The following is a 20,632-nucleotide window of genomic DNA, read 5'->3' as shown; positions in this document are numbered from 1 at the left end:
GCCGGCACGCCGCGGCCGCAACGGGGCGGGCTTTTGGGGCCCCAAGGCCCCCGGGCGCGGCAAGCGCGCCGGGGGCCCACGGCGTTTGTTAGTGGTCCTTTTTATTCCGATAGACCAGCACAGGCCGGGTGGTGCGACTCACGATGCTCAAGGCCTCGTCGCTGATCATTTTGGCGATTCGCGGCCGGTCGTGGCCGTAGGCTCCCAAGACCACCAGATCGTGGTTTCCGGAGATGATCTCCTTCAGGGTTTCGTCCACAAAATCGCCCGCAGCCTCTTTCACCTCGGGGCTGTGGCCCAGATTCTCCAGGGTCTCCTTGCCGAGCAGGGTGCAGGCGTGGGCGAATTCTTCGCTTTCGCCCTTGTCGGTTTCCCGCACGTGCAGCACGGTGATGTGGGGCTTTTTCCTTGCCAACAAGGGAGCCAGAAACTCCAGGGCCTCCTGATCGCACTTGGTCCCCCGATAGGCCACCAGCACCCTTTGCACCTCGCGAAGATCCCGCACGATGAGCACCGGCCGCTTGGCATGATGCAGGATCTTGGAATGCACCGTTCCCAGGATCAGGCCCTTGATGGCCGAATGGCCGTGGGAGCCCAGCACGATCATGTCGTAATCGCCGCTTCGGGCCTTTTCCAGAATCGCTTCGGCGGCTTCTCCCACCACAATCTTGGGTTCACACGGCACCTTGCCCGCCAGGCACACCTGGCAGGCATCCATGATCTGGCCCCGAACCTCCTCCGTTTCCTGCTCGATGCTCTCGGCGGGATCCTTGGTCTTGAGGAAGGGAACGTCGAACTGATGGAGCCGAATCATGTCCACATCGGGCTTGGCATAGATCGCCTCCACCTCGGCGTCGAAATGCTCCAGCAAGTGACACACATATCGCAAAGCAATGTGGGATTCGGGACTGCGGTCCACACCCACCAAGACCTTCAATCGGCTCATGACACCTCTCCTTTTCTCAGTGGCCGCCTGCCCCCAGGATCCCTGAAGCCGCCAGCGCCAGGACCAGAACTTCCAGCACCACGATCACCACAAAGGGCCAATCCTTCTTGCGCACATAGGCCGGGATCAGGGTGAGAAAGCCCACGATGGTCATAAAGGCCAAGAGGACGATGCCCAGGAAGTTCAGATAATCGCCTTTTCCAAGCAGCAAGGCCCAGCCCCAGCCGTGGGGAGCGTTGGCCTCGTGCAGGAACTCACCCACCGACAGGCGCCACAAATGGGGAATCTCGTTGAGAGGGATGTGGGGATCCAAAAGACCCGTCAGATAGATCACATAGGTGACGATCATCAAAAAGATGCCCGCCCAGGCGCCGTAAAACAACAGATCGGCGTAACGCTTCTGCTCGGGAGATGCCTGTGCGCTTTCTCGCGTCGCCTTTGCCTTCACCATGGATGCACCTTCCTTTCTATCCAATGCCCAGGCCCTTGAGCAGCGCCTTGAGACCGGCAAACAAAAGCACTCCAATCACAATGTATCGAATGGCCTTGGGCTTGGCCACCGCCAGCACCCGCACGCCCACGAAGGATCCCAGCATCAGGCCCACGATGGACGGGATGGCCATGAGCGGAATGACACAGCCCTTGTTGAGATAGACCCACGCGGCCGAAGTGTCCGTGATGGAAAGAAGGAATTTGCTGGTGCCCACGGCCACCTTGAGGGGGGCCCCCATGAGCAGGTTCAAGACGGGTACGTTGGCCCAGCCGGCTCCCAGCCCGAACATACCGGCCATGACGCCGATCACGATGAAGAGGATCAGGCCGGGGAGGGTGCGGTGGGTCTTCCACTCCACCACTTCGCCCGTGGATTCTTCAAAGTAGGATCCGGACATGCCCAGGGCCTGGCCGATGGCGTCCTGAACCTTCACCTCCGGGCGCTCCACGTTCTTGGAAGTGGCCAACAACACGGCGATAAAGATGATGGTGGCTCCCAGGCAGATCTGCACCACGTTGGTGGGAAGGGCCAGGCCCAAAAAGGCCCCAGCAATGGCACAGGTGGAAGCGATGAGCGCCACGGGGAGCGCCAGGCGCAGGTTGGCCAAGTTGCGCCGCAACAGCCCCGGCCCGGCCGCCAAGGCCCCGGCCAGCGCCACCAAAAGCCCCGCGCCCCTTACAAAATCCAGGTGAAACGGGAAGAACCCGCTCACCAGAGGCACATAGAGCACGCCGCCCCCCACGCCCGCCAATACGGCGATGATGCCCAGAATAAAGCAAAAGAAGAAGAGAATGAGCGGCCAAAACCACCAGGGCTTGGTGGCATCAACGGTCGCGGCCCCAGTGACCTCCGCCAAGGCCCACGCCGGGCTCGCCACCACACAGGCCGCAGCCAGCCCGATCCCCATCTGCATCCGCTGGAAAAACCTTTGAATCATACCAAACCCCCTTGCGTTTTATCGCGTCCGCATCGAATTCGTGAAGAATCACACAAAGCGCTCGCATTTTAAACATAGCGAACGAGCAGGTCAAAGAAAAAAAAGCGGCCGGCCGCGTTTGTGCCAAGACCCTGGACGCAACGAGCCCACCGCCATGGGATTGGAGAAAACAGAGCGCCCCGGCCAGGGAAAGGCCAGGACGCGCCTGGCAGGACAGGCCCCGTCTCCCGCAAGAAAATCCGGCCGGGCCCCAGCCCAGGCCCCTCGCATCACCCATCTTCCCTCCCCCCGCTGGGGCAGGTCTCCTGGGTGAAGCCGTTTCGAAGCCCCCACCTCCACGCACATTCCAGGGCGCTTCGGATCTCCTCTTGGGAAGGGCGCCGGTCCAGGGGCGGCATGCGCAGGGCCTTGTGGGCGGGAAAGTATTGGTCCATCAGACTCACCCACACGTCCTTTCCCAGGGCCCGGCGGAGAAAAGCCAGACATTGGGAGGTTCCCGAAAGGTTTCCCGGCAGCACCAGGTGGCGCACCAGCATGCCGCGCACGGCCAGGCCGTCCGCGCCGATCTGGAGCGGCCCCACCTGACGCCACATGGCCAGCAGGGCCCGCCGGTTCTGGACCACGTAGTCGCTTCGGCCGCAGCAGAATCGGGCGGCCTCCGGAGAAGCGAACTTGATGTCGGGCAGGTAGATGTCCACGATTCCCCGGAGCCTTTCCAGGACGGCCACCCGTTCGTAGCCGCTGGTGTTGTAAACGATGGGAACTCTCAGACCATTCTCCGCGGCGATGCACAACGCGTCCAGAAACTGGGGGATCTGGTGGGTTCCCGTCACCAGGTTGATGTTGTGGACGCCGCGACGCTGGAGGCGAAGCATCTTGTCCGCCAGCTCCTCCGCGGTCAGAAACCGCCCCACCCCCATCTGACTGATGGGATAGTTTTGGCAATAGACGCACGAAAGGGTGCAGCCGGAAAAGAAGACGGTCCCGGACCCTCCCGTCCCGGCCAGCGGAGGCTCTTCCCAGGGATGAACGCTCACGGCGGCCACCTTGAGGCGGGCATCGACGCGGCAGAACCCGGTCTTTCCCGACCATCGGTTCACGCGGCAGCGGCGAGGACACAGCTCGCAGGATTTCAGCATCTCCCGGAAGACCGCCGCCCGCCGGGCCAATTCCCCCCGGCGATGCAACCGCAAATAGCCCGGCCCTTCCGACGCCATGGTTTGGGACACGGCCGAAGAAAGCACTTTTCACCTCTTTCACCGGTATCTTATGCTGATGCACCATTTCGGTGATTACATCAGGAAGAAGGCCGCGTGCAAGTTCCGCGGCGACGGATCGCAAAAACATGAGGAACGATTGCCATGAAAGAGAAGACCACGCCCTTATTGCAGGAAACAATGGACCACTTCCAGCGGATCGCCCGGGAAAACCGATTTGCGGAAAACGCCGCCGTGCCCCACGACCGGGACCGGTGCCTTGTCTGCCGGCCGGAAAAGGCATCGGGGGATCCCTTCATGGTTTACGTGGAGGTGGTGGCCCGGTCCATTCCTGAACGGCGCCCCACCCTGGATGAGGATCTGGTGGCGGCCGTCAACGAGGATCTGGCCCTTTACGGCCATCGTCAAACCATCACCTTGAAGGACCTGGAGGAGGGCAGCGAGGAGGCTTTGAAGGCCTGGCGTCTTTGGGTGCGAAACGCCCTGGACACGGGACTGGAGTTGCTTTCCATTCACAGCCCCACCAGCCGCGAATTCTCCCTGGACGACGCCCAGGGGGACCCGGCCCGGGAGCGCTTCGTGGAGGACAGGATTCAATTCATCACCAACGCCATCTTGGGGCGAAAGGAAAGGTAGGGACAAGGCGGGAAAACGTGGCCTTCCCGCATAGCACGGTGACCCGTCATCCGCAGACCCTGATCCGTGGGGCGCAGCAGGTGACCATGGAGGGAAGCGGCGTGCGGGCCGAGGGCCCACCTCACAAGAGGAGTGCCCGCTCGGCGATCACGGGCTGTCATGGGCCGCTTCCACGCGGTTTCGGCCCGTTTCCTTGGCGGTGTAGAGGGCCCGATCGGCGGCCGCCACCAGCTTTTCCATGGACGGGACGTCCCCCCTTCGGGGATCGGCACACGCCACCCCGAAGCTGGCCGTCACCCGGAACGGTCCCGTGGGAGCTTCCAGGGTCAGTCCGGAGGTGAGCAGGCGCAGCCGCTCTGCCGCCGAGACCGCCCCATCCAGATCCGTCTCGCCAAGGACCACGGCAAACTCCTCCCCGCCGTACCGGGCCGCCCAGTCCACTCCTTTGCGGAGTCCCTCCTTCAGGAGGCGGCCGAAGGCCCTCAGGGTTTGGTCTCCCACCTGGTGGCCATGGGTGTCGTTCACCTTCTTGAAGTGATCGATGTCCGCCATGAGGACGGCCAGGGGCCGCCCGGTGCGAGCCGAGGCGCTCAGAGCCTTGGGAAGCTCCTCGTTGAAATACCGGCGGTTGAAGAGCGTGGTGAGGGGATCCGTGATGGAGAGCTTTTGGATCTCTTCGTTTCGCTTTCTCAGGGCCGCTTCCAGGTTCAGGATGCGCCGGGCTGTTTTCAGACGCGCGGCCAGCTCCGCCGGATGCACCGGCTTGGTGAGATAGTCGTCGGCCCCCGCCTCCAAGCCCGCCACCACATCGTCCAGGGCGTCCCGGGCCGTGAGGAGAATGACGTAGACGTAGCCGGGAAGGTCCAGTTTCCGGATCGCCTGGCAAAAATCCAGGCCGTCCATTTCCGGCATCACCCAGTCCGTGATGACCAAGGGGCGGAACTCACGGAGCACTTCTTCCAGAGCCGCCCGTCCGTTGTCGGCCACAGCCACCTGGTAGCCCAAGGATTCCAAAACAGTTTGGAGCCTCAGGGCCTGGGTGGGGCTGTCCTCCACAATGAGCAGCGGGAAGCCTTCTTCCATCGCCAAGACCTTTCCAATGACTCTTGAGTTGGCTTTCTGACAGGGGCCTCGCCGCCCTTTGGGGCTTTCTGACCCCATGAAATGCCACGGGGCCCTGTGGTGCTTTTTGAATTCTCAGAAAGCCCTGTGGGGGCGGGTTCGGAACCGACCCGCACCGGGCAAGGCCAGGCCGACAGGACGGGCACGTCGGCTGGCCCCGACCTTCCGCCCGCCCCTGGAAACGCCGTCCCGGACTCTGACGTCCCCCGGAAAGGTGGCAGGGAGTCTCACGTATCGAAGATGTCCGGATAGAGCTTTCGGGCGCACTCCGGGCAGATGCCGTGGCTGAACTTCGCCTTGGATCGCTGGCTGATGTAGCGCTCCAGCGATTGCCAATGCCCCTCGCCGTCTCGGATCTTTTTGCAGGACGAGCAGATGGGCAGAATGCCCTCCAAGGTCTTGATGGTGTCCAGGGCCTCTTGAAGCTCCCGGTTCACCCGTTCCAGTTCTCGTGTCTTTTGTAGAACGCTTTCGTAGGTGGAAAAGAGCAGATCCAGAATCTGGAACTTGTCCGAATTGATGAAGTGTTTTCGGTTGGCGAAATAGACCTCCAGGCCCACGTCCGTATGAGCCCCCTTGCGCAGTTCCCGGTTGATGAGGATGTAATGGATGCGGGAGAGCAGGGACTTTTCATCGTACGGCTTGGGAATGAAATTGTCGGCCCCGCATTCCAATCCCTTGAGGATGTCCTCCGGTTCCGACAACTGGGTGATCAGTACGACGGGGACGTGGTGTGTTCGTTCCTCTTCCTTGATCCTACGGCACAATTCGTAGCCGTCCATTTCCGGCATAACGATATCGCTGAGGATCAAAGCGGGCGGCTCTTTGAGCGCGCACTCCAGGCCCTCCCGGCCGTTTTGCGCCAGCACGGTCCGGTACCCGTTTTCTTCCAGGAGACTTTGAAGGCGAAGGGCCTGGGTGAGGCTGTCTTCCACCACCAGGATGGTTTCCTTCTGACCTCCCGTTGCTTGCGAATTCTTTTCCACGGCCATCTCTTTTCTCCATTCCTTGATCATCTTGCGATGCGTGGCACTTCAGCCCAGAGGAAGTCCTTGTTCCTTCCGGGCTGAAGTTTATGCGCAGCGACCCTACCGGCTGTCTGAGACCACCTTCAGGAGCAGATCCGTGATCCCTTCCGGGTCCAGCACGTGTTGAGCCGCCCCCAAGCGCACAGCCTCGCCCGGCATGCCGAAAACCACGCACGACGCCTCGTCCTGCGCCACCGTGAGAGCCCCCTTGTCATGCAGCGTCTTGAGTTCCTGCGCCCCGTCCCGGCCCATGCCGGTGAGCAGAACCGCCACGGCGTCCCGGCTGCAGAGGTTGGCCACCGAACGAAAAAGGGCGGAAACGGAGGGACGGACCCCGTGTTCCGGCGGCCCATCGTACAAGGCCACCTCGCCGGCATCGCCCAACACCATGTGCGTGCCGTCGGGGGCGAAATAGACCGTGCCGGGCTCCAGCCGTTCCCCATGGGTGGCGATCCGAAGGCGCAGGGCACAGACCTTCTGGAGCCATTGGATCATGCCCGGCAAGAAGCCCGGGCTGATATGCTGAACCACCAGGAGGGGCAAGGGATAGTTCGCCGGGAGGCGGGAAAGGATGGTCTTGAGCACCGGAGGCCCCCCGGTGGACGCGCCCACCACCACCAAGCGGCGGGAAACATTTTCTGCTGCGGACACAGGCCGAGGAGATGCCATCGCAGCAGGGGCCCTTTCCCGCCCCTTCCAACGATGCACCACGGGGATTTCCGCCAGCAGCTTGACCGTTCGCACCAGTTGGCGGGCCGCGGCTTCGTTCCCCGGGCTTGCCGGTCCTGGAGGTTTTTGGACGCTGGCCAGGACCCCCATCTCCATGGCGGCAAACGTTTGCCGCACCTCTTCGGTGTTCCACACGTCGCTGATGATCACGATGCGAATCGGGGCCTTTTCCAGGATCCGGCGACTCGCTTGAATCCCATCCAGTCTGGGCATGAGCACATCCATGGTGATCACATCCGGCCGGAGCGCCAGCGCCAGGGACACCGCTTCCAGGCCGTCCCGCGCCGTTCCCACCACCTGGAATCCACCGTCTTTTTCGAAGAGGTACTTGAGGTACTCCCGGCACGTGGGGGAATCATCCACAATGAGGATTCTGAGCTTTCGATCCACGATTTCTTTCTCCCGGCTCGCCTTCACTGAACATCTCCACCCCAGTCAAAGTGGTCCTGCAAGAGTGCCCGAGGACCAACAGGTGGATTCGTTCTCATTCGGACGAACGGTTTGGGACTGGCCTGAGAGGCAACAGGCTCAGAGCAGTCGGTCCATCACCTCCAGCAGGTGGCTCTGATCGAAAGACCCCTTGACGATATAAGCATCCGCGCCCACCTCCATGCCCCTTTCCCGATCTTCCCGGGAATCCAGGCTGGTGACCAGCACGATGGGGATGTCCTTCAGCTTGTCGTTGGCGCGGATTTTGGCCGTGAGCTCGAAGCCGTCCAACCGGGGCATCTCCACGTCGGAAACCACCAGATCGAACGGCTCCTCGCACAGCTGGGTATAGGCGTCCATTCCGTCCACGGCGGTTTTCACCCGATAGCCCGCCGCCGTGAGGATATTCTGGAGGAGGGTGCGGGAGGTGACGGAATCCTCTGCCACCAACACGTTCCATTGTCGGCCCGTGTCGCCTCCCGCCGCGTCTTTTCGCGCATCCACGGAACCCCTCGATTCGGGCTGGCGAACCAGATCCAACGGGTTGAGCACGGGCACCACGCGTCCGTCGCCCAGCACCGTGGCGCCCCACAGGTTGTGCACCCTTCCCAGATAGGTCCCCAGGGGTTTGAGGACCATCTCGCTTTCGCCCAAAATCGCGTCCACTTGAAGGGCGCGACGCTTGCCGCCCGCCTGCACAATCACGACGTTTGAGCATCCTTCTTGCGAATCGGATCCATTCCCCGACGGACCCAAGCCCAGGACGTCCGCCAGGCGGTGCAAGGGCACCACGGCTCCCTGATGGCTGATGGTCCAGGTGCCTTCCGCCCTTCGAACGTCCTCTTTTCCAGGCCGCACCACGGCCTCCACACACAGAGTGGGCAGGATGAAAAACCTTCCGGCTTCCTCCACCAGGACTCCCCGAAAGGTGGCCAGGGAGATCGGAAGCTGCAATTCGAAGCGGGTTCCGCGCCCCGCCTCGCTGGTTACCCGGATCTTTCCACCCAGGTTGTCCACCTTGTCCTTGACGATGGCCATGCCCAGGCCGCGCCCGGAAAGGTCCGTCACCAGCGGGCTTGTGGAAAGATCGGAGCGAAAGATCAGCTGCAACGCCTCCTCATCGCTGAGCGCGTCCGCTTCCGCCCGGGAAAGGAATCCCCGCGTCACCGCCTGGCCTTTCACCTGGTCCAAAGGCACCCCGCGGCCGTCGTCTTCCACATACAAAATGGCCGTTCCCGCGTCTCGACGGACCACGCGGAGCCGCACCACACCCACCGGGTTCTTCCCCGCCGCCTGTCTTGCGGCGGGCTCCTCCAGGCCATGGTCCACGGCGTTGCGGATCAGGTGCACCAGCGGATCCTTCAGTTCTTCCAGGATGCGGCGGTCCAGTTCCACATCCTCGCCTTCCGTCTCCAAGCGCGCCTCTTTGCCCAGGTGCCGGGAAAGCTCGTGGACCATGCGGGAAAGGCCTGAAAAGAGGATGGAAACAGGCTGCAGCAGCACTTCCTTGGCCCCCTCCATGAGGTCGTCCACCAACTGCCCCATGCGATGGTGCATCCCCTCCGCATGCTGGAGCACGTTGCGGGCCTGTGAATAGGCCTCCAGGAGGCTCTGCCGGCTTGTTTCCACAAATTCCAGCAAGTCCCGCACTTCCGACGGGGTCGAACCGTCCGATTCACCGCCCGCGGCCTCAGCCGCTTCCCGAAGCCATCGAAGCTCCTTGGTGGCGAAGGAACATCGCTTGTTCATGTGTTCCAGCCGGCCCAGAAGCCGCTTGAGGTCCCTCAGGTGCCTTTCCATTTCCAGCCTGGTGGAAATGAACTCCTCGGCCCGATGGAGAAAAAGGTCCAGGCGATCCACATCCACCCGCACGGTTCGGGCCTCACGGCGGGGCGCGTCGGGCGCGCCTTCTGCCCTTTTGGACGGGGAAACGGCAACCGAAGCAGGCTCCGAGGAGATGGGATCCGGCTCGGCGGAGGGCGCCGGGGACCCTTCCGGCCGGCCGGAGGCTTCGGTGGTGGGGGTCTTTTCAGGGGGCGGCGCTTCCGTTGTCTTCTTCGCCGCCTTCAAGGCATCTTCCAGGCGCCGACACACGGTGGACGTGTCCGGACCCGCTTCCTCGCGCCCCTCCAAGCGATCCTCCACGGCGGACAAGGCCTGGTAGAGCGCATCGATGACGGGAGCAACGGGCTGGATCTCCTTTCGCTTGAGAGCGGCCAGGAGACCTTCGGCACTCTGGCAGACCGCCTCGATATCCGCAAGCCCTACGGCCCGGGACGCTCCCTTCAGGCTGTGCATCTCCCGGTAGGCCACTTCCAGGGCCTGGTCCGCTTCTTCGCCCTCCAGTCCCCTTTCCATGTCCGCCAGCTTGGCGGCCAGCGAATCCATCCGCTCCCGGGCTTCAACCTGAAACGCCTGGCGGAGTCGCCTCAAGAGTTCTTCTTCATTCATGGAGTGCGTCCTCTTGCGTCCGGCATGGAAACCACCCACTCCCGATCTTGAATGGTGCCTTGGAGCCCGTCCGACAATGGCCTTTCAGCCCTTTCGGGAGTTTTCCAACTGGTTGAAATTCCCCTGTGCCCCGTGGCTCTTTTGGCGTAGGGGCGGGTTCAGAACCCGCCCCTACGGCGGCCTGGCCAGGCCGGCAGCACAAGCCCACAGGGAGCAAGCACGGGGCGTTCCCGGACAAGCTCCTAAACCTGAAAGCGGGCCGCCGCGTTCTTGAGGCTTTGACTGAGCCTTTCCAGATCCCGAACGGACATCTCCAGCTGCCGTGCCCCTTCCGTGTTTTGTCCCGTGGCCTCGTCAATGTTTTGAATCGCCTGCACCAGCTGCTCCACGCCCACCAGCTGTTCATGGCTGGACGCTGCAATCTGAAGAGCCGAATCCGCCGAGGCTTCCACCGTCGCCGCCAGGCGCTCCACGGCCTCGCCGGCCTTCTCCCCCTGTTCCAGGCCGGCCTTCACGGCCTTGGCGCCCCGTTCCATGGCCAGGACCGCACTGCTGGTGATCTTTTGCACCTCGGACAGGATCTGCTTGATCTGCTCTGTGGCCTCCTTGGACTGATCCGCCAGGGACCGCATTTCGTGGGCCACCACGGCAAAGCCCTTCCCATGTTCCCCGGCCTTGGCCGCTTCAATGGCCGCATTGACGGACAGCAGATTGATCTGATCCGCCAGGTCTCGCACCGTGCCGATGATGTCTTCGATGTTCTGGCCCTGTTCGCTCAGGCGCATCACGTTTTCCGCCACGAAATCCATTTCCTTCTGAATGCGCTGAAGCCCTTGGATCGCTTCGCGGGTGACGAAGCGCCCTTCCTCGGATGTCTGGGTCATGCGGGAGGCGTCCTGGGACACGCCGTCGGCCTTTTGCTGAGCGACTTGGGCCGTCTGGCGCACCTCTTCCGCCGTGCTGCTGATCTCACTCACGGCCGTGGCCGTCTCTGTGGAGCTGGCCGCCAGTTGAGCCGCCGTGGCGGAGATTTCGCTCATGGAAGCCGCCAGGGCGTTGACCCCTTCCAGGATCTCGCGAGTCTGGTCCCGGAGCGACTGCACCATGGCATGGAAGCTGTTGATGAGCCCTCCCACCTCGTCTTGTCGCGTCGAGGCGTCAATGGACACGTTGAGATTACCACGGCCCACTTCCCGGACCGCTGTCTCCAGACTCCGAAGGGGACCCACCAGGGATCGCGACAGAAAGACCCCGACGACACAGGCACCCAATGCCAGAAGAATCCCGAATCCCCCGAACCGGAACGCCAGGGCGCGCATGGGAGCCAGGGCCTCCGCCTCATTCATCTGCGTTATCAAAATCCAGTCGAAGGGGAAACCCAGCGTCTTGGAAAGCCCCAGGGGGGTTGCCATCCTGAGCACGGAACCTCCCGCGGCTTCGGTCCGCTCCCGCACGCGGCTCCCATCGGCAAGGGCTTCCGACACGAGCTGCGGGTTCAAACCTCGGGAGACCTCTTTTTCGCCGATTCCCGCAAACCGTCCCTTGGCATCCACCAGGGCCGAGTGCACTGTGGCCGCGAGCTGGGTCTCCCGATCCAGGATGCGGTCCAGGGTATGGGTCCCGAGCACCGCCAGCACCACGCCCGCGGGCCGGTCTCCCGCCACCGCCTTGATGGGAAGGGCCAAGGGGAGGCATAGACTCCCATCGGGTCCGTACGGCATTGGTTTTCCCCAGGCCACGCGGTGATCTTGGAGCACTTGCGTTCGAAGGGATGCCATCGCCTTGGCGGTCTTCTCGTTCAGTTCCGGAACCGACTGGAGTCCGGAACGGACCGAATAGACGGGCACGGGATCCTCCGGAGCCAGCAGGAAAAGATCCGCCAGATCCAACTGGGAGGCCTTGGAAAGGAGCCGCTCATGGGCCTTGGTGCCCAGGACGCCATAACTGCTCCGGGTATTCTGCTCCCCTCCTGCCCTGTTCAACCCCGCTCGGCCCGCGGCCCAGCCCAGGATGTCTTGCACCTCCTGGGATTCGGCCAGCATGCGCAAAGACTGAAGACGCCCCCTGAGATAGCTCTCCAAGAGCTCCGCATGGAAGTCGCTCACCACCGACAGGCCCCTGAAGGCATCCTCCCGGACATCTTGTTTCGTGAACATCCAGTTGACGGCCCCCGAAAGGACCAGGGCCGCCGTGACCAGACCCCCGAAGGATACCGCCAGCCGCCATGTGAGACTTTTTCGAAGTCTTCCCAAGATCATACCTTCCTCCCCTGCCTGCATGGATCAAGAGGCCGCTGGAGACGACCCGCTTAGAAGCTCCCTTGCGTCCACGACCAGGATCCGGTCCGGCGTCAGGCCCACCACGGCCGGTGGCGTGGATTCGCCCAGGGAAGAGGGGGCGGGCTGCAGCTTCCGGCCATCGATTCGATGCATCCCCTCCACTTCGTCCACCGCCAGGCCGAGCACCACGTCCCCGCCTGCCAAGATGAGCACCCGGTCCACCGATTCGGGCGGGGTGGCACCGGTTCCCAGCAGTCCCATCAGATCCGCCACCGGAATGATTTCTCCGCGAACGTTCACAACACCGAGCACGTGGGACGGAACTCCCGGAAGCCGCGTCATCCCCTCCACGCGGACCACTTCCCGTACGAATCCGGCTCTCAGGCCGAACCGTTCCCCGGCCACGGAAAAGACGAGAAAGTCGTCGCCCTCCTTCGCCGCCCCCTTCTTGGTTCCAGCCAGGGCCTTGGCCCGTTCTCTCAGGATGGCAAGCTTTGCGTGTTCCATGGACCGTTCATCCCTTCAAGCACCCTCGAGCCATCGGAAACCCACCCTTTCCCTTTATCGCCGCCCTGACAAGGCCGAAGCGAAGGCAACGGCGGATGCGCAGGCGGGACCCTTACGGGGTCTCAGCGGGGCAAACGCGCTCCGGGCCTTGCCGTCTCCCCGCCTTCCAGCAGGCGCTGGAACAGGGCCCGGGCCTGGGCCACGGAGAGCCCTTCCCCGTCGGGCACCTCTTCTTCCGGATCGCGCGCTTCCAGGATTTTCAAGGCCTTCACCCAGCAGCGCCGCGCTTTCTCCACGTTTCCCGCCGTCTGATAGAGCGTACCCAGCCCCAGGAGGGCCGGCACCAGCGAGGCATCCAGGTAGAGCGCCTGCCGATATGCGGTGATCGCGCCCTCCCGGTCCCCGGCTTCACAACAGATCGAGGCCTTCAGCATGGGGTAGGCCGGATCCAGCTTGCGCTGCTCCCCCACGCGCGCCAAGAGCGCCAGGGCATCGTCACGCCTCCCGGCATTGCTCAGGCCCTGGACCAAAGTTCGCACCATGCGACGAAGCACCTCGTCCGGTATCCGCCCGTCTTCCAAGGCGGAAGACACCCGCTCCAGGGCCATGTCCAGTTCCCCCCGGCTCATCACGGCCTGCAGATCCTCTTCAGACAGGCTCTCCCGTGGGCGTTCGGAAACCGGCTCCTCCCCATTCCCTTGGTCACCGGGAAAACCCCCCGCCGGTTCCATGGGAGAGCGGGAAACCGGGATCCCCGGCGTCTTGGGACATCCTGCGGGCGCGTGTGATGCGGGTTCGTGTCTCTTGGCATTCGTCCCCAATGAGCGCACAGAAAGATTCCAGGGCCGCTTTTCCGGTTGATCGGTTGCCTTTCCAGGGGACGATTCTTTCCACTTCAGCACCCACGGCACCCGGACCTCATTGCTGCTGAGGGGTGTACGCGAAAGAAGCCCGGAGGCTCGGGCCCCCAAGGAGGATCCGGAGGCCGTTGCCGGGTCTTTTTCCCACTTCTTTCGGAAGAGCACCGCCCTGGGAAACTGGATGCGCTCCCAGCAAGTCTTATCCACGTAGGTCAACTCCGCCGCCGCCGTCACCAGGTATCCGCCGTCCGCCAGGCACCGGTGGAGACGATCCAGCACGGCGGTGCGCACGGCCGGATCGAAGTACATGAGCACATTGCGGCAGAAGATAAGATCCATGTTTTGCGTTTCCGGTGAGGGATAGTCGTCCTGGGCCAGATTCAGGCGCCTGAAGACCACCTTGCGGCGTAGCTCCGGGCCAATCCGGCGTCGGCCGTTTTCTCTGCGCAGGTACTTTTCGTAGGGGGCAGGCACGGGACTTCGAAAGGACCAGGGGCGGTATCGACCCAGGCGGGCCCTTGCCAGAGCCAGGTCGTTCACGTCCGTGGCCAGCACGGAAAAGTCCCAATCGGGATGAGAAGCCAAGAATCGATGGGCGATCATGGCCAGCGTGTAGGGCTCTTCCCCCGTGCTGCACCCCGCGCTCCACAACCGCAGCACCGGATCGGTCTCCTTTCGCCTCCGGGCGATGATCTCGGGCAGCACGGTCGTCTCCAGGACTTCCAGCAGCGGCCGATCCCGGAAAAAGTAGGTCTCGCCAACGGTCAGAACGGATGCCAGGACCTTGTCCCGCTCTTCCGATCCGTCCGAAGAAAAGAGGTGGCCGGCGTAGGAGACCGCATCCCGAAAGCCCGCATCCCGGGCGGCCATGGTCAAACGCAGGAGAACGTCGCGAACCTTGCTGTCGGGGATCTGCAAGCCCAGCCGGCTGCGCGCATAGGAGCGAACCCGGGCGGACACCTCCCGGGCCTCGTGGGAAAGGCCTTCCGCAAGGGGATCGGAAACCTTCCAATCTCCTTTAATTCCCATGGTCCTTGTTCTCTCCGGCCTGTCCGGATGCCCGATCCGGTCCTGCCAGGACGGAAGCCACCGCCCGAGCGTCAAGAATCAAGACAGGCTCTCCGTCAAATTTCCCCACACCACGAACCACGTTCCGGGTCCCCTGTGTCAGGGAATCCCGGAACGCTTCGTCTTCGGTCGAAATCTCCTGAACGCCCAACACATCTTCCACCACCAGGGCCGTGTGTTTTCCTCCACTTTCCAGGACCAGGAGGCGGTCGTCGGGATCCAGCGGCCGTGTGGCACACCCCACGTATTCCCGGAGATCCAGCACGGGGATCAGGATCCCTTCCAGATTGAGTACCCCCAGCAGGTGCGCCGGGCTTTCGGGGATGGGGGTGGGGGCGGCCGCCCGAATGAGCCTTTCCGTCGCCTCAAGGTCCACGGCGCATAGACGCTCCCCCATGCGAAAGAGGACGTAGGAATTGGGCACCATCACTTCACCACCTCTTTTTCCGGAAAAACGGATCGAGCCGCATTCTACTTGAGCACTTTTTGTGCCGAAAGCGGTCGGAGGAAGAAATAAAAGCCGGGCCCCGAGGAAAGCTCGCCGGAAAACGGCCAGACTGCCCCCCTTTTGTGCGGACGGAAGCCTGGGGCTGCCCGGCTGGCCCGTGCTTTCGGCCTGGCCGTGCCGCACCCGAGGCGGGTTGCGAACCCGCCCCCACCAGGCTGCCTGAAAACCCCCAAAGCACCCCATGGCACAGTGGAATCTCAACTGGTTAGAAATCCATCTAGAGGTCGCAAGGACGCTGTCGGGCAGCCTCCTAGGAATTCCATGGAAAAAGAGCGGGTTTGGCCCCCTGTTGGGTTGGGGATGGGTCCGATTCGGGCGCCCCGCGGGGGGAGACCGGGGGCCCGGATCAGGAATCGTTCAGGCACCTTCGGATGCACCGGGCGGCTTCATGGGCCAGGGCGCCCACGGTGGTCTCGTGGAACTCTTCGTTCCGGTACAAGCGCACCGGGGCCACGTCGTCTTGGAGGGATTGCACGGCGGGAAGGTCCTCTTGGCCACCCCAGGCAGTGAGGATCCAAAGGGCGAGGGCCCTGAAGTGGGGATCTGGATTGTTCAGGTGGCGGCGCACGTCGGGAAGGGCCTGGGCCGCCAGGTCCGAACGAACTTGGGCGAAACGGGCCACGGCCCACAAGGCCCCCTGCTGCAAGGGAAGATGTTCCAGGTAGTTTTCATCTTCCTTGATGAAGGAAAGCAGGATCCTTCCGTACTCCCGGGCCAGAAGCGCACTGCGCGCCAGGGCCTCCCCCATGGCTTCCGGAACACCCCAGCCGATGCCGCCCGACTCGTCGTTCAGGCTCCACAAGAAGCGGCGGATGACCACCCGGGCCGACTCCGCATCCTTTTGCGCCAGGGAGGCCAGAAGCACCCCGGCGGCGCTCACGGCATGCCAGCGCATGGTCTCGTCGGTGGAACAGAAAAAGGAGATGAGCGGGTTGATCATCTTCCTGGCATCCTCGTGCGCCCACTGGTCCAGGTGATCCCCAAAGCGCGGATCCCGGAGCCTTTCGGCCACCTGCCTTTTTCTGCGGCCAATCCCTCCCGTCGAGCCGTTCATGGAGCCTCCTCTCTTTCCTCCCAGGCGATGCAGTCGGCGGGGCACATCATGATCGCCTCGTCCACGCACGTTTCCGGGTAGGACTTCAGGTCCGCCACTTGGATGTAGCCGGCATCACTTCGCCCAAAAACCTCCGGACACACCTCCACACAGCCGTCACAATCCACGCATTCACCCAGGTCCACCACGGGATATCTCATGGCCCCAAATCTCCTTTCCCGGAGTCCCGACCCGATCCCCGGCCTCCCCCCGACCGGGAAGACAAAAAAGCCGGATCTTCCAAAAAGATCCGGCCTGGTTAGGGGTCTCTTGGACCAGCCCTACTGGGTCAGTTTCTTGAGCTGCAAGGCCAGACGCCGCAGGTGGGCCTGTTCCTCCTTGACCAGCAGATTGATGAGATCGCGGCCCTTTTCCTCTTCCGTGGCGTCCTGCATGCTCAGGAAAAAGAGGACCGAATCCTTTTCAAACTCCATGGCCATCTTGAGGGCGTCCACCGCATCGGCGACCTTGGCAACCTTGGCGTCCACGTCCTGGCTGGATCGAAAGACGTGGTTGTCGGCCATCATCTTCAGGTAGCCGGCCATCTCGTTTTGAGGATCGAAGACCGTGGAACCCGCGGCATCCTGCGGCAACTGATTCTTCAGCTCCTGGAACCGCCGCTTGTGCTCCATTTCCTGCTGGGCCAGGTCCTGGAAGATGGCCTTCACCTCGGCGTCGTCGATCTTGGCCTGGGCCTTCTCGTAAAAAGACTTCCCGTTCTCCTCGATTTCGATGGCGATCTGAAAGACTTCCGCCGCATTGAATCCAAAGATCATGAAGACGTCTCCTCACCTTTCACAGAGCACCGCCGCTATTCCTTTTCGAAGTCGCTCTTGCCGGCGCCGCACACAGGGCAGGTCCAATCATCGGGGAGCTGGTCAAAGGCCGTACCGGGGGCCACGCCGTTGTCCGGATCACCCTTTTCCGGGTCATACACATAGCCGCAGATCTGACACACGTAACGATCCATACCGATTCCTCCTTGAGATAGCTGTTAACATGTATTCCCCCACACTATAATTCATTCTGGCGGGAATGCAATCTTCCGCCGCTCTTTTGCCCACAGTCTTCTGAGCCTCAGTGCGTTGGTCACCACGGAAACGGAACTCATGGCCATGGCCGCGGCAGCGAACATGGGATTGAGCAGAACGCCGAAAAAGGGATAAAGAACCCCGGCCGCCACGGGAATGCCCGCGGAATTGTAGAAAAAGGCCCAAAAAAGATTCTGTCGGATGACCCGGACGGTGAGTCTGGAAAGCCGCATGGCCTGGACAACCAGGCCCAGATCGTTTCGCATCAGGGCGATGTGGCCCGCCTCCAGCGCCACGTCGCTTCCTTGCCCCATGGCCATGCCGATGTCGGCCGCGGCCAGGGCGGGGGCGTCGTTGATGCCGTCGCCCACCATGGCCACCGTGTGACCGGCCTGCTGTTCGCTGCGGACCACCTCCGCCTTTCGTTCCGGAAGGACTTCCGCGTGCACCTGGTCCACGCCCACCAGGCGGGCGATGGCCTGGGCGGTGACCCGGTTGTCCCCGGTGATCATGCCCAGGCGAAGTCCCATCTCCTTGAGCGCCCTGACCACCTGGGCCGCTCCCGGTCGGGGTTCATCGCGAAGGGCGATCATTCCCAACACCCGGTCCCCGGCCATCACATGGACCACCGTCTTTCCTTGGTCCAGAAGGGCTTGGGCGGAAGCTTCCCAGGCGGAAAGATCCACACCCCGTTGGGAAAGCAGCCGGCGATTGCCCACCACCACGGGGGTTCCGGCCACAAGGCCCTGGGCCCCCAGCCCCGAGAGGGCCAGAAAGTCCGCCACGGGATCCAGCTGCACCGGCAAGGCTTGGGCCCGTTCCACCACGGCGCGTCCCAGCGGATGTTCCGAAGCGGACTCCAACGATCCGGCCACCCGCAAAAGCTCTTCCTGGGTCACGCCTTCCGCGGGTAGCACATCCGTCACCCGAGGCTGTCCGCGGGTCAGGGTGCCGGTCTTGTCGAAGAGCACCGTATCCAGCTTATGGGCCCTTTCCAGGCTTTCACCGCTTTTGATGAGGACACCGCTTTCGGCCCCCAAGCCCGTTCCCACCATGACCGCCGTGGGCGTGGCCAAGCCCATGGCACACGGGCAGGCGATGATGAGAACGGAGACGAAATTGAGGACCGCCGTGCCCAAATCGGCTCCAGGAACCAGAAAGGCCCGGACCCCGAAGGTCACCACCGCAATCCCGCACACAATGGGCACAAACACCGAAGCCACCCGGTCGGCCAGCCGTTGGATGGGGGCCTTGGATCCCTGGGCTTCTTCCACCAGCCGGATGATCCGAGCCAAGGACGTGTCGGTGCCCACCCGAAGGGTTTTGATGCGGAGGGCGCCAAAACCGTTGACCGTGCCGGCATGCACCGTGTCGCCCGCCGACTTGTCCACCGGCATGCTTTCCCCCGTCAGCATGGACTCATCCACGCTGGTTTGCCCCTCCATCACCTCCCCGTCCACGGGAATCCGTTCTCCCGGGCGCACCACCACCTCATCGCCCGGCACCACCGCTTCCACGGGGAGTTCCAGCTCCCCACCGTCCCGCACCACTCGGGCCGTGGCGGGTCGAAGGTCCATGAGCCGTGCAATGGCCTGGGAAGTCTTTCCCCGGGCCCGCGCTTCCAGAAAACGCCCCAGCAGCACCAGGGTGACGATCATGGCCGCCCCGTCGAAATAGACGTGCGGAGCCGTTCCCGGGGAAGCAAAGAAGGAAGGCACCAAGGTGGCTGCGGCTGAATAGAGATAGGCAGATGTGGCCCCCAGAGCCACCAGGGTGTTCATGTCCGATGTCTTTTGGCGTAGAGCCTTCCAAGCCCCCCGGTAGAAACGGCTCCCCACCCAGAAAACGGCCGGAGCGGTGAGGACCATGAGAAGCAGGTGACGGGTGAAGGGATCGAGCCCCCGCAGGCCCGCAAGCCCGGGGGCCATGGTGAGCACCATGGCCGAAACACTCAGCACAGCGCCCACCATGACCCGGCGCTTCAGATCCGTCAGTTCCGCTTCGCGGGCCGCCTGCAGGGGATCTTCGCGGGTTCGATCCCCGGCCACGCCCAAAAATTGGTAGCCGGCCTCCTCCAAGGCCCTTTGAAAATCGTCCAGAGAGACCACACCGTCACGATGGACGACCACCGCTTTTCCGGAGGCCAGATTGACGGACACGTCCTGAACACCTTCCAGGGCCTGCAACGTCTTTTCCACCCGGCGAACGCAGGCCGCGCACGTCATGCCACCCACAGACAGAAGGGTGGTCCTGGTGCCGGAATCCGGTGCCGGGTCCGGCGTCTCGTAGCCCAGATCCCGAACGGCCTGGCGGAGGTCAGCCCCATCCACCACCGCCGGGTCGAACTCCACCGTGGCCTGCCCCGTGGCCAAATTCACCGAAGCGGACCGCACGCCTTCCAGCCCCTCCAGGCCCTTTTCCACCCGGCGAACGCAGGCGGCGCACGTCATGCCTTGGATCGGAAGGGTTTCCTTTGAAAGATCAGCCAAGTTCGTATCCCGCCTTTTCAATCTTTTCCTTGACCATCCCCATGTCCAACGGCCCGGCTGCCTCCACGGAGACCTGTCCCGACGCCAGGTCCACCTGAACAGCCTTCACACCCGGGATTTCTCCCAGAGCCTTTTCCACCGCCTTCACACAGTGACCACACGACATGCCTTTGACCTTGAAGCTTTCCATGTTTCCTTATCCCTCCATCGGTCGAAATGAAAATCGTTGTCCCCAATCCATGGCGCTCGAGGGGCGGGTTGCCCTCCCGCCACCCCGATGGCTCCCTGGGAGACCGTGGGAGAATTTTCCGGCTCAAGATGCCGGAAAATTGCCGTTCCCTTCGTAGCCGCCAGGCGTTAGCTCCGCAAAAATGGGCCCTCGTCATCCCATGGACAGGCAGGATGAGAGGGCCCGGGCCACGCCCGGGAGCTCTTGAGCCGCCCGCAGGGGCCTATCCGAAAACGTCCAGGCAACTCCCTTGCTGTAGGGGCGGGAACTTGGGGCTCCCAGTCCCATCTCATGGGCTGATCGGCCGCTTCCAGAAGGCCAGGAGGCCGTTCTTTCCAAAGACCACCTGAATCAGTTCCCAGCCGGCCCGCCCTCTCTCATTGAGGATCTCTTCCAGAACCGTCACTTGATCCACCGGCACGTCTTCCAGGGCGCAGGTACCGTCTTCGGTACAGTAATAGGCCACTTCCTGGAAGCTTTCCGCCGGATGCCGCGTAATGGAGTATTGGAATCGTTCCATGGCGAGCCTCCTCGTGCGTATGTGCGTCGCCCGGTCCCACCGTCATCCATCATGAGCCGT

General features: G+C 62.9%; 20 protein-coding genes. 1 reads left to right on the top strand and 19 read right to left on the bottom strand.

Features of this window, described 5'->3' with window-relative positions:
- Window positions 1-88: 88 nt before the first annotated feature.
- The 4 genes from B9A12_RS05085 to B9A12_RS05065 form a co-directional block, all read right to left on the bottom strand.
- Window positions 89-946, bottom strand: coding sequence for a universal stress protein (locus tag B9A12_RS05085; RefSeq protein ID WP_084056802.1), 858 nt, complete (start codon window positions 944-946; stop codon window positions 89-91).
- A gap of 16 nt (window positions 947-962) precedes the next feature.
- The gene (locus tag B9A12_RS05080; protein WP_084056801.1) at window positions 963-1,397 is read right to left on the bottom strand and encodes a DUF1634 domain-containing protein; all 435 of its coding nucleotides are present in this window, start codon (window positions 1,395-1,397) and stop codon (window positions 963-965) included.
- Between the two features lie 16 nt (window positions 1,398-1,413).
- A complete protein-coding gene (locus B9A12_RS05075) occupies window positions 1,414-2,376 on the bottom strand; it encodes a sulfite exporter TauE/SafE family protein (RefSeq protein ID WP_084056800.1) in 963 nt (320 codons plus the stop codon).
- Between the two features lie 269 nt (window positions 2,377-2,645).
- Entirely contained in the window at window positions 2,646-3,620 is a 975-nt protein-coding gene (locus B9A12_RS05065) for a radical SAM protein (protein WP_245802354.1), read from the bottom strand.
- Window positions 3,621-3,737: 117 nt separating this feature from the next.
- On the opposite strand from B9A12_RS05065, the gene B9A12_RS05060 reads away from it, so the two are divergent.
- Complete coding sequence (locus B9A12_RS05060) at window positions 3,738-4,229, top strand: hypothetical protein (RefSeq protein ID WP_084056798.1); 492 nt, start codon at window positions 3,738-3,740, stop codon at window positions 4,227-4,229.
- A 147-nt stretch (window positions 4,230-4,376) separates the two neighbouring features.
- On the opposite strand, the gene B9A12_RS05055 is transcribed toward B9A12_RS05060, so the two are convergent.
- The 15 genes from B9A12_RS05055 to B9A12_RS04985 form a co-directional block, all read right to left on the bottom strand.
- A complete protein-coding gene (locus B9A12_RS05055; RefSeq protein WP_084056797.1) occupies window positions 4,377-5,312 on the bottom strand; it encodes a diguanylate cyclase in 936 nt (311 codons plus the stop codon).
- Window positions 5,313-5,578: 266 nt separating this feature from the next.
- A complete protein-coding gene (locus tag B9A12_RS05050; protein ID WP_170920357.1) occupies window positions 5,579-6,343 on the bottom strand; it encodes a response regulator in 765 nt (254 codons plus the stop codon).
- 96 nt (window positions 6,344-6,439) lie between these two features.
- Complete coding sequence (gene cheB, locus B9A12_RS05045; protein WP_212636828.1) at window positions 6,440-7,498, bottom strand: chemotaxis-specific protein-glutamate methyltransferase CheB; 1,059 nt, start codon at window positions 7,496-7,498, stop codon at window positions 6,440-6,442.
- A gap of 138 nt (window positions 7,499-7,636) precedes the next feature.
- Window positions 7,637-9,988 (bottom strand): hybrid sensor histidine kinase/response regulator, encoded by a 2,352-nt coding sequence (locus B9A12_RS05040; protein WP_084056794.1) that lies wholly within the window; start codon window positions 9,986-9,988, stop codon window positions 7,637-7,639.
- A 242-nt stretch (window positions 9,989-10,230) separates the two neighbouring features.
- Window positions 10,231-12,246, bottom strand: coding sequence for a methyl-accepting chemotaxis protein (locus tag B9A12_RS05035; protein ID WP_084056793.1), 2,016 nt, complete (start codon window positions 12,244-12,246; stop codon window positions 10,231-10,233).
- A gap of 24 nt (window positions 12,247-12,270) precedes the next feature.
- Window positions 12,271-12,774 carry a chemotaxis protein CheW gene (locus B9A12_RS05030; RefSeq protein ID WP_084056792.1) on the bottom strand — a complete coding sequence of 168 codons (504 nt, stop codon included), beginning with the start codon at window positions 12,772-12,774 and terminating at the stop codon, window positions 12,271-12,273.
- 122 nt (window positions 12,775-12,896) lie between these two features.
- Window positions 12,897-14,663 (bottom strand): CheR family methyltransferase, encoded by a 1,767-nt coding sequence (locus B9A12_RS05025; protein WP_084056791.1) that lies wholly within the window; start codon window positions 14,661-14,663, stop codon window positions 12,897-12,899.
- Window positions 14,653-15,129, bottom strand: a complete 477-nt coding sequence (locus B9A12_RS16895) for a chemotaxis protein CheW (protein WP_170920356.1) — start codon at window positions 15,127-15,129, stop codon at window positions 14,653-14,655. The genes B9A12_RS05025 and B9A12_RS16895 overlap by 11 nt, the downstream gene beginning before the upstream one ends.
- A gap of 427 nt (window positions 15,130-15,556) precedes the next feature.
- Complete coding sequence (locus tag B9A12_RS05015) at window positions 15,557-16,264, bottom strand: DVU0298 family protein (RefSeq protein WP_084056789.1); 708 nt, start codon at window positions 16,262-16,264, stop codon at window positions 15,557-15,559.
- Window positions 16,261-16,464: a ferredoxin gene (locus B9A12_RS05010; protein WP_084056788.1), complete on the bottom strand. Its 204-nt coding sequence runs from the start codon at window positions 16,462-16,464 to the stop codon at window positions 16,261-16,263. Before B9A12_RS05010 ends, B9A12_RS05015 begins: the two co-directional genes overlap by 4 nt.
- 120 nt (window positions 16,465-16,584) lie before the next feature.
- On the bottom strand, window positions 16,585-17,079 hold the full coding sequence (locus tag B9A12_RS05005; RefSeq protein ID WP_084056787.1) for a ferritin-like domain-containing protein: 495 nt from the start codon (window positions 17,077-17,079) through the stop codon (window positions 16,585-16,587).
- A gap of 35 nt (window positions 17,080-17,114) precedes the next feature.
- A complete protein-coding gene (gene rd, locus B9A12_RS05000) occupies window positions 17,115-17,273 on the bottom strand; it encodes a rubredoxin (RefSeq protein ID WP_084056786.1) in 159 nt (52 codons plus the stop codon).
- A 51-nt stretch (window positions 17,274-17,324) separates the two neighbouring features.
- Window positions 17,325-19,823 (bottom strand): heavy metal translocating P-type ATPase, encoded by a 2,499-nt coding sequence (locus B9A12_RS04995; RefSeq protein ID WP_084056785.1) that lies wholly within the window; start codon window positions 19,821-19,823, stop codon window positions 17,325-17,327.
- Window positions 19,816-20,013, bottom strand: coding sequence for a heavy-metal-associated domain-containing protein (locus B9A12_RS04990; protein WP_084056784.1), 198 nt, complete (start codon window positions 20,011-20,013; stop codon window positions 19,816-19,818). The genes B9A12_RS04995 and B9A12_RS04990 overlap by 8 nt, the downstream gene beginning before the upstream one ends.
- Window positions 20,014-20,341: 328 nt before the next feature.
- The gene (locus tag B9A12_RS04985; protein WP_084056783.1) at window positions 20,342-20,572 is read right to left on the bottom strand and encodes a hypothetical protein; all 231 of its coding nucleotides are present in this window, start codon (window positions 20,570-20,572) and stop codon (window positions 20,342-20,344) included.
- Window positions 20,573-20,632: the final 60 nt, after the last annotated feature.

Source organism: Desulfacinum hydrothermale DSM 13146, from assembly GCF_900176285.1.
Classification (GTDB): Bacteria; Desulfobacterota; Syntrophobacteria; order Syntrophobacterales; family DSM-9756; genus Desulfacinum; species Desulfacinum hydrothermale.
The sequence above is the reverse complement of the archived record's forward strand: the minus strand, read 5'-3'. Positions and strand labels throughout refer to the sequence as shown.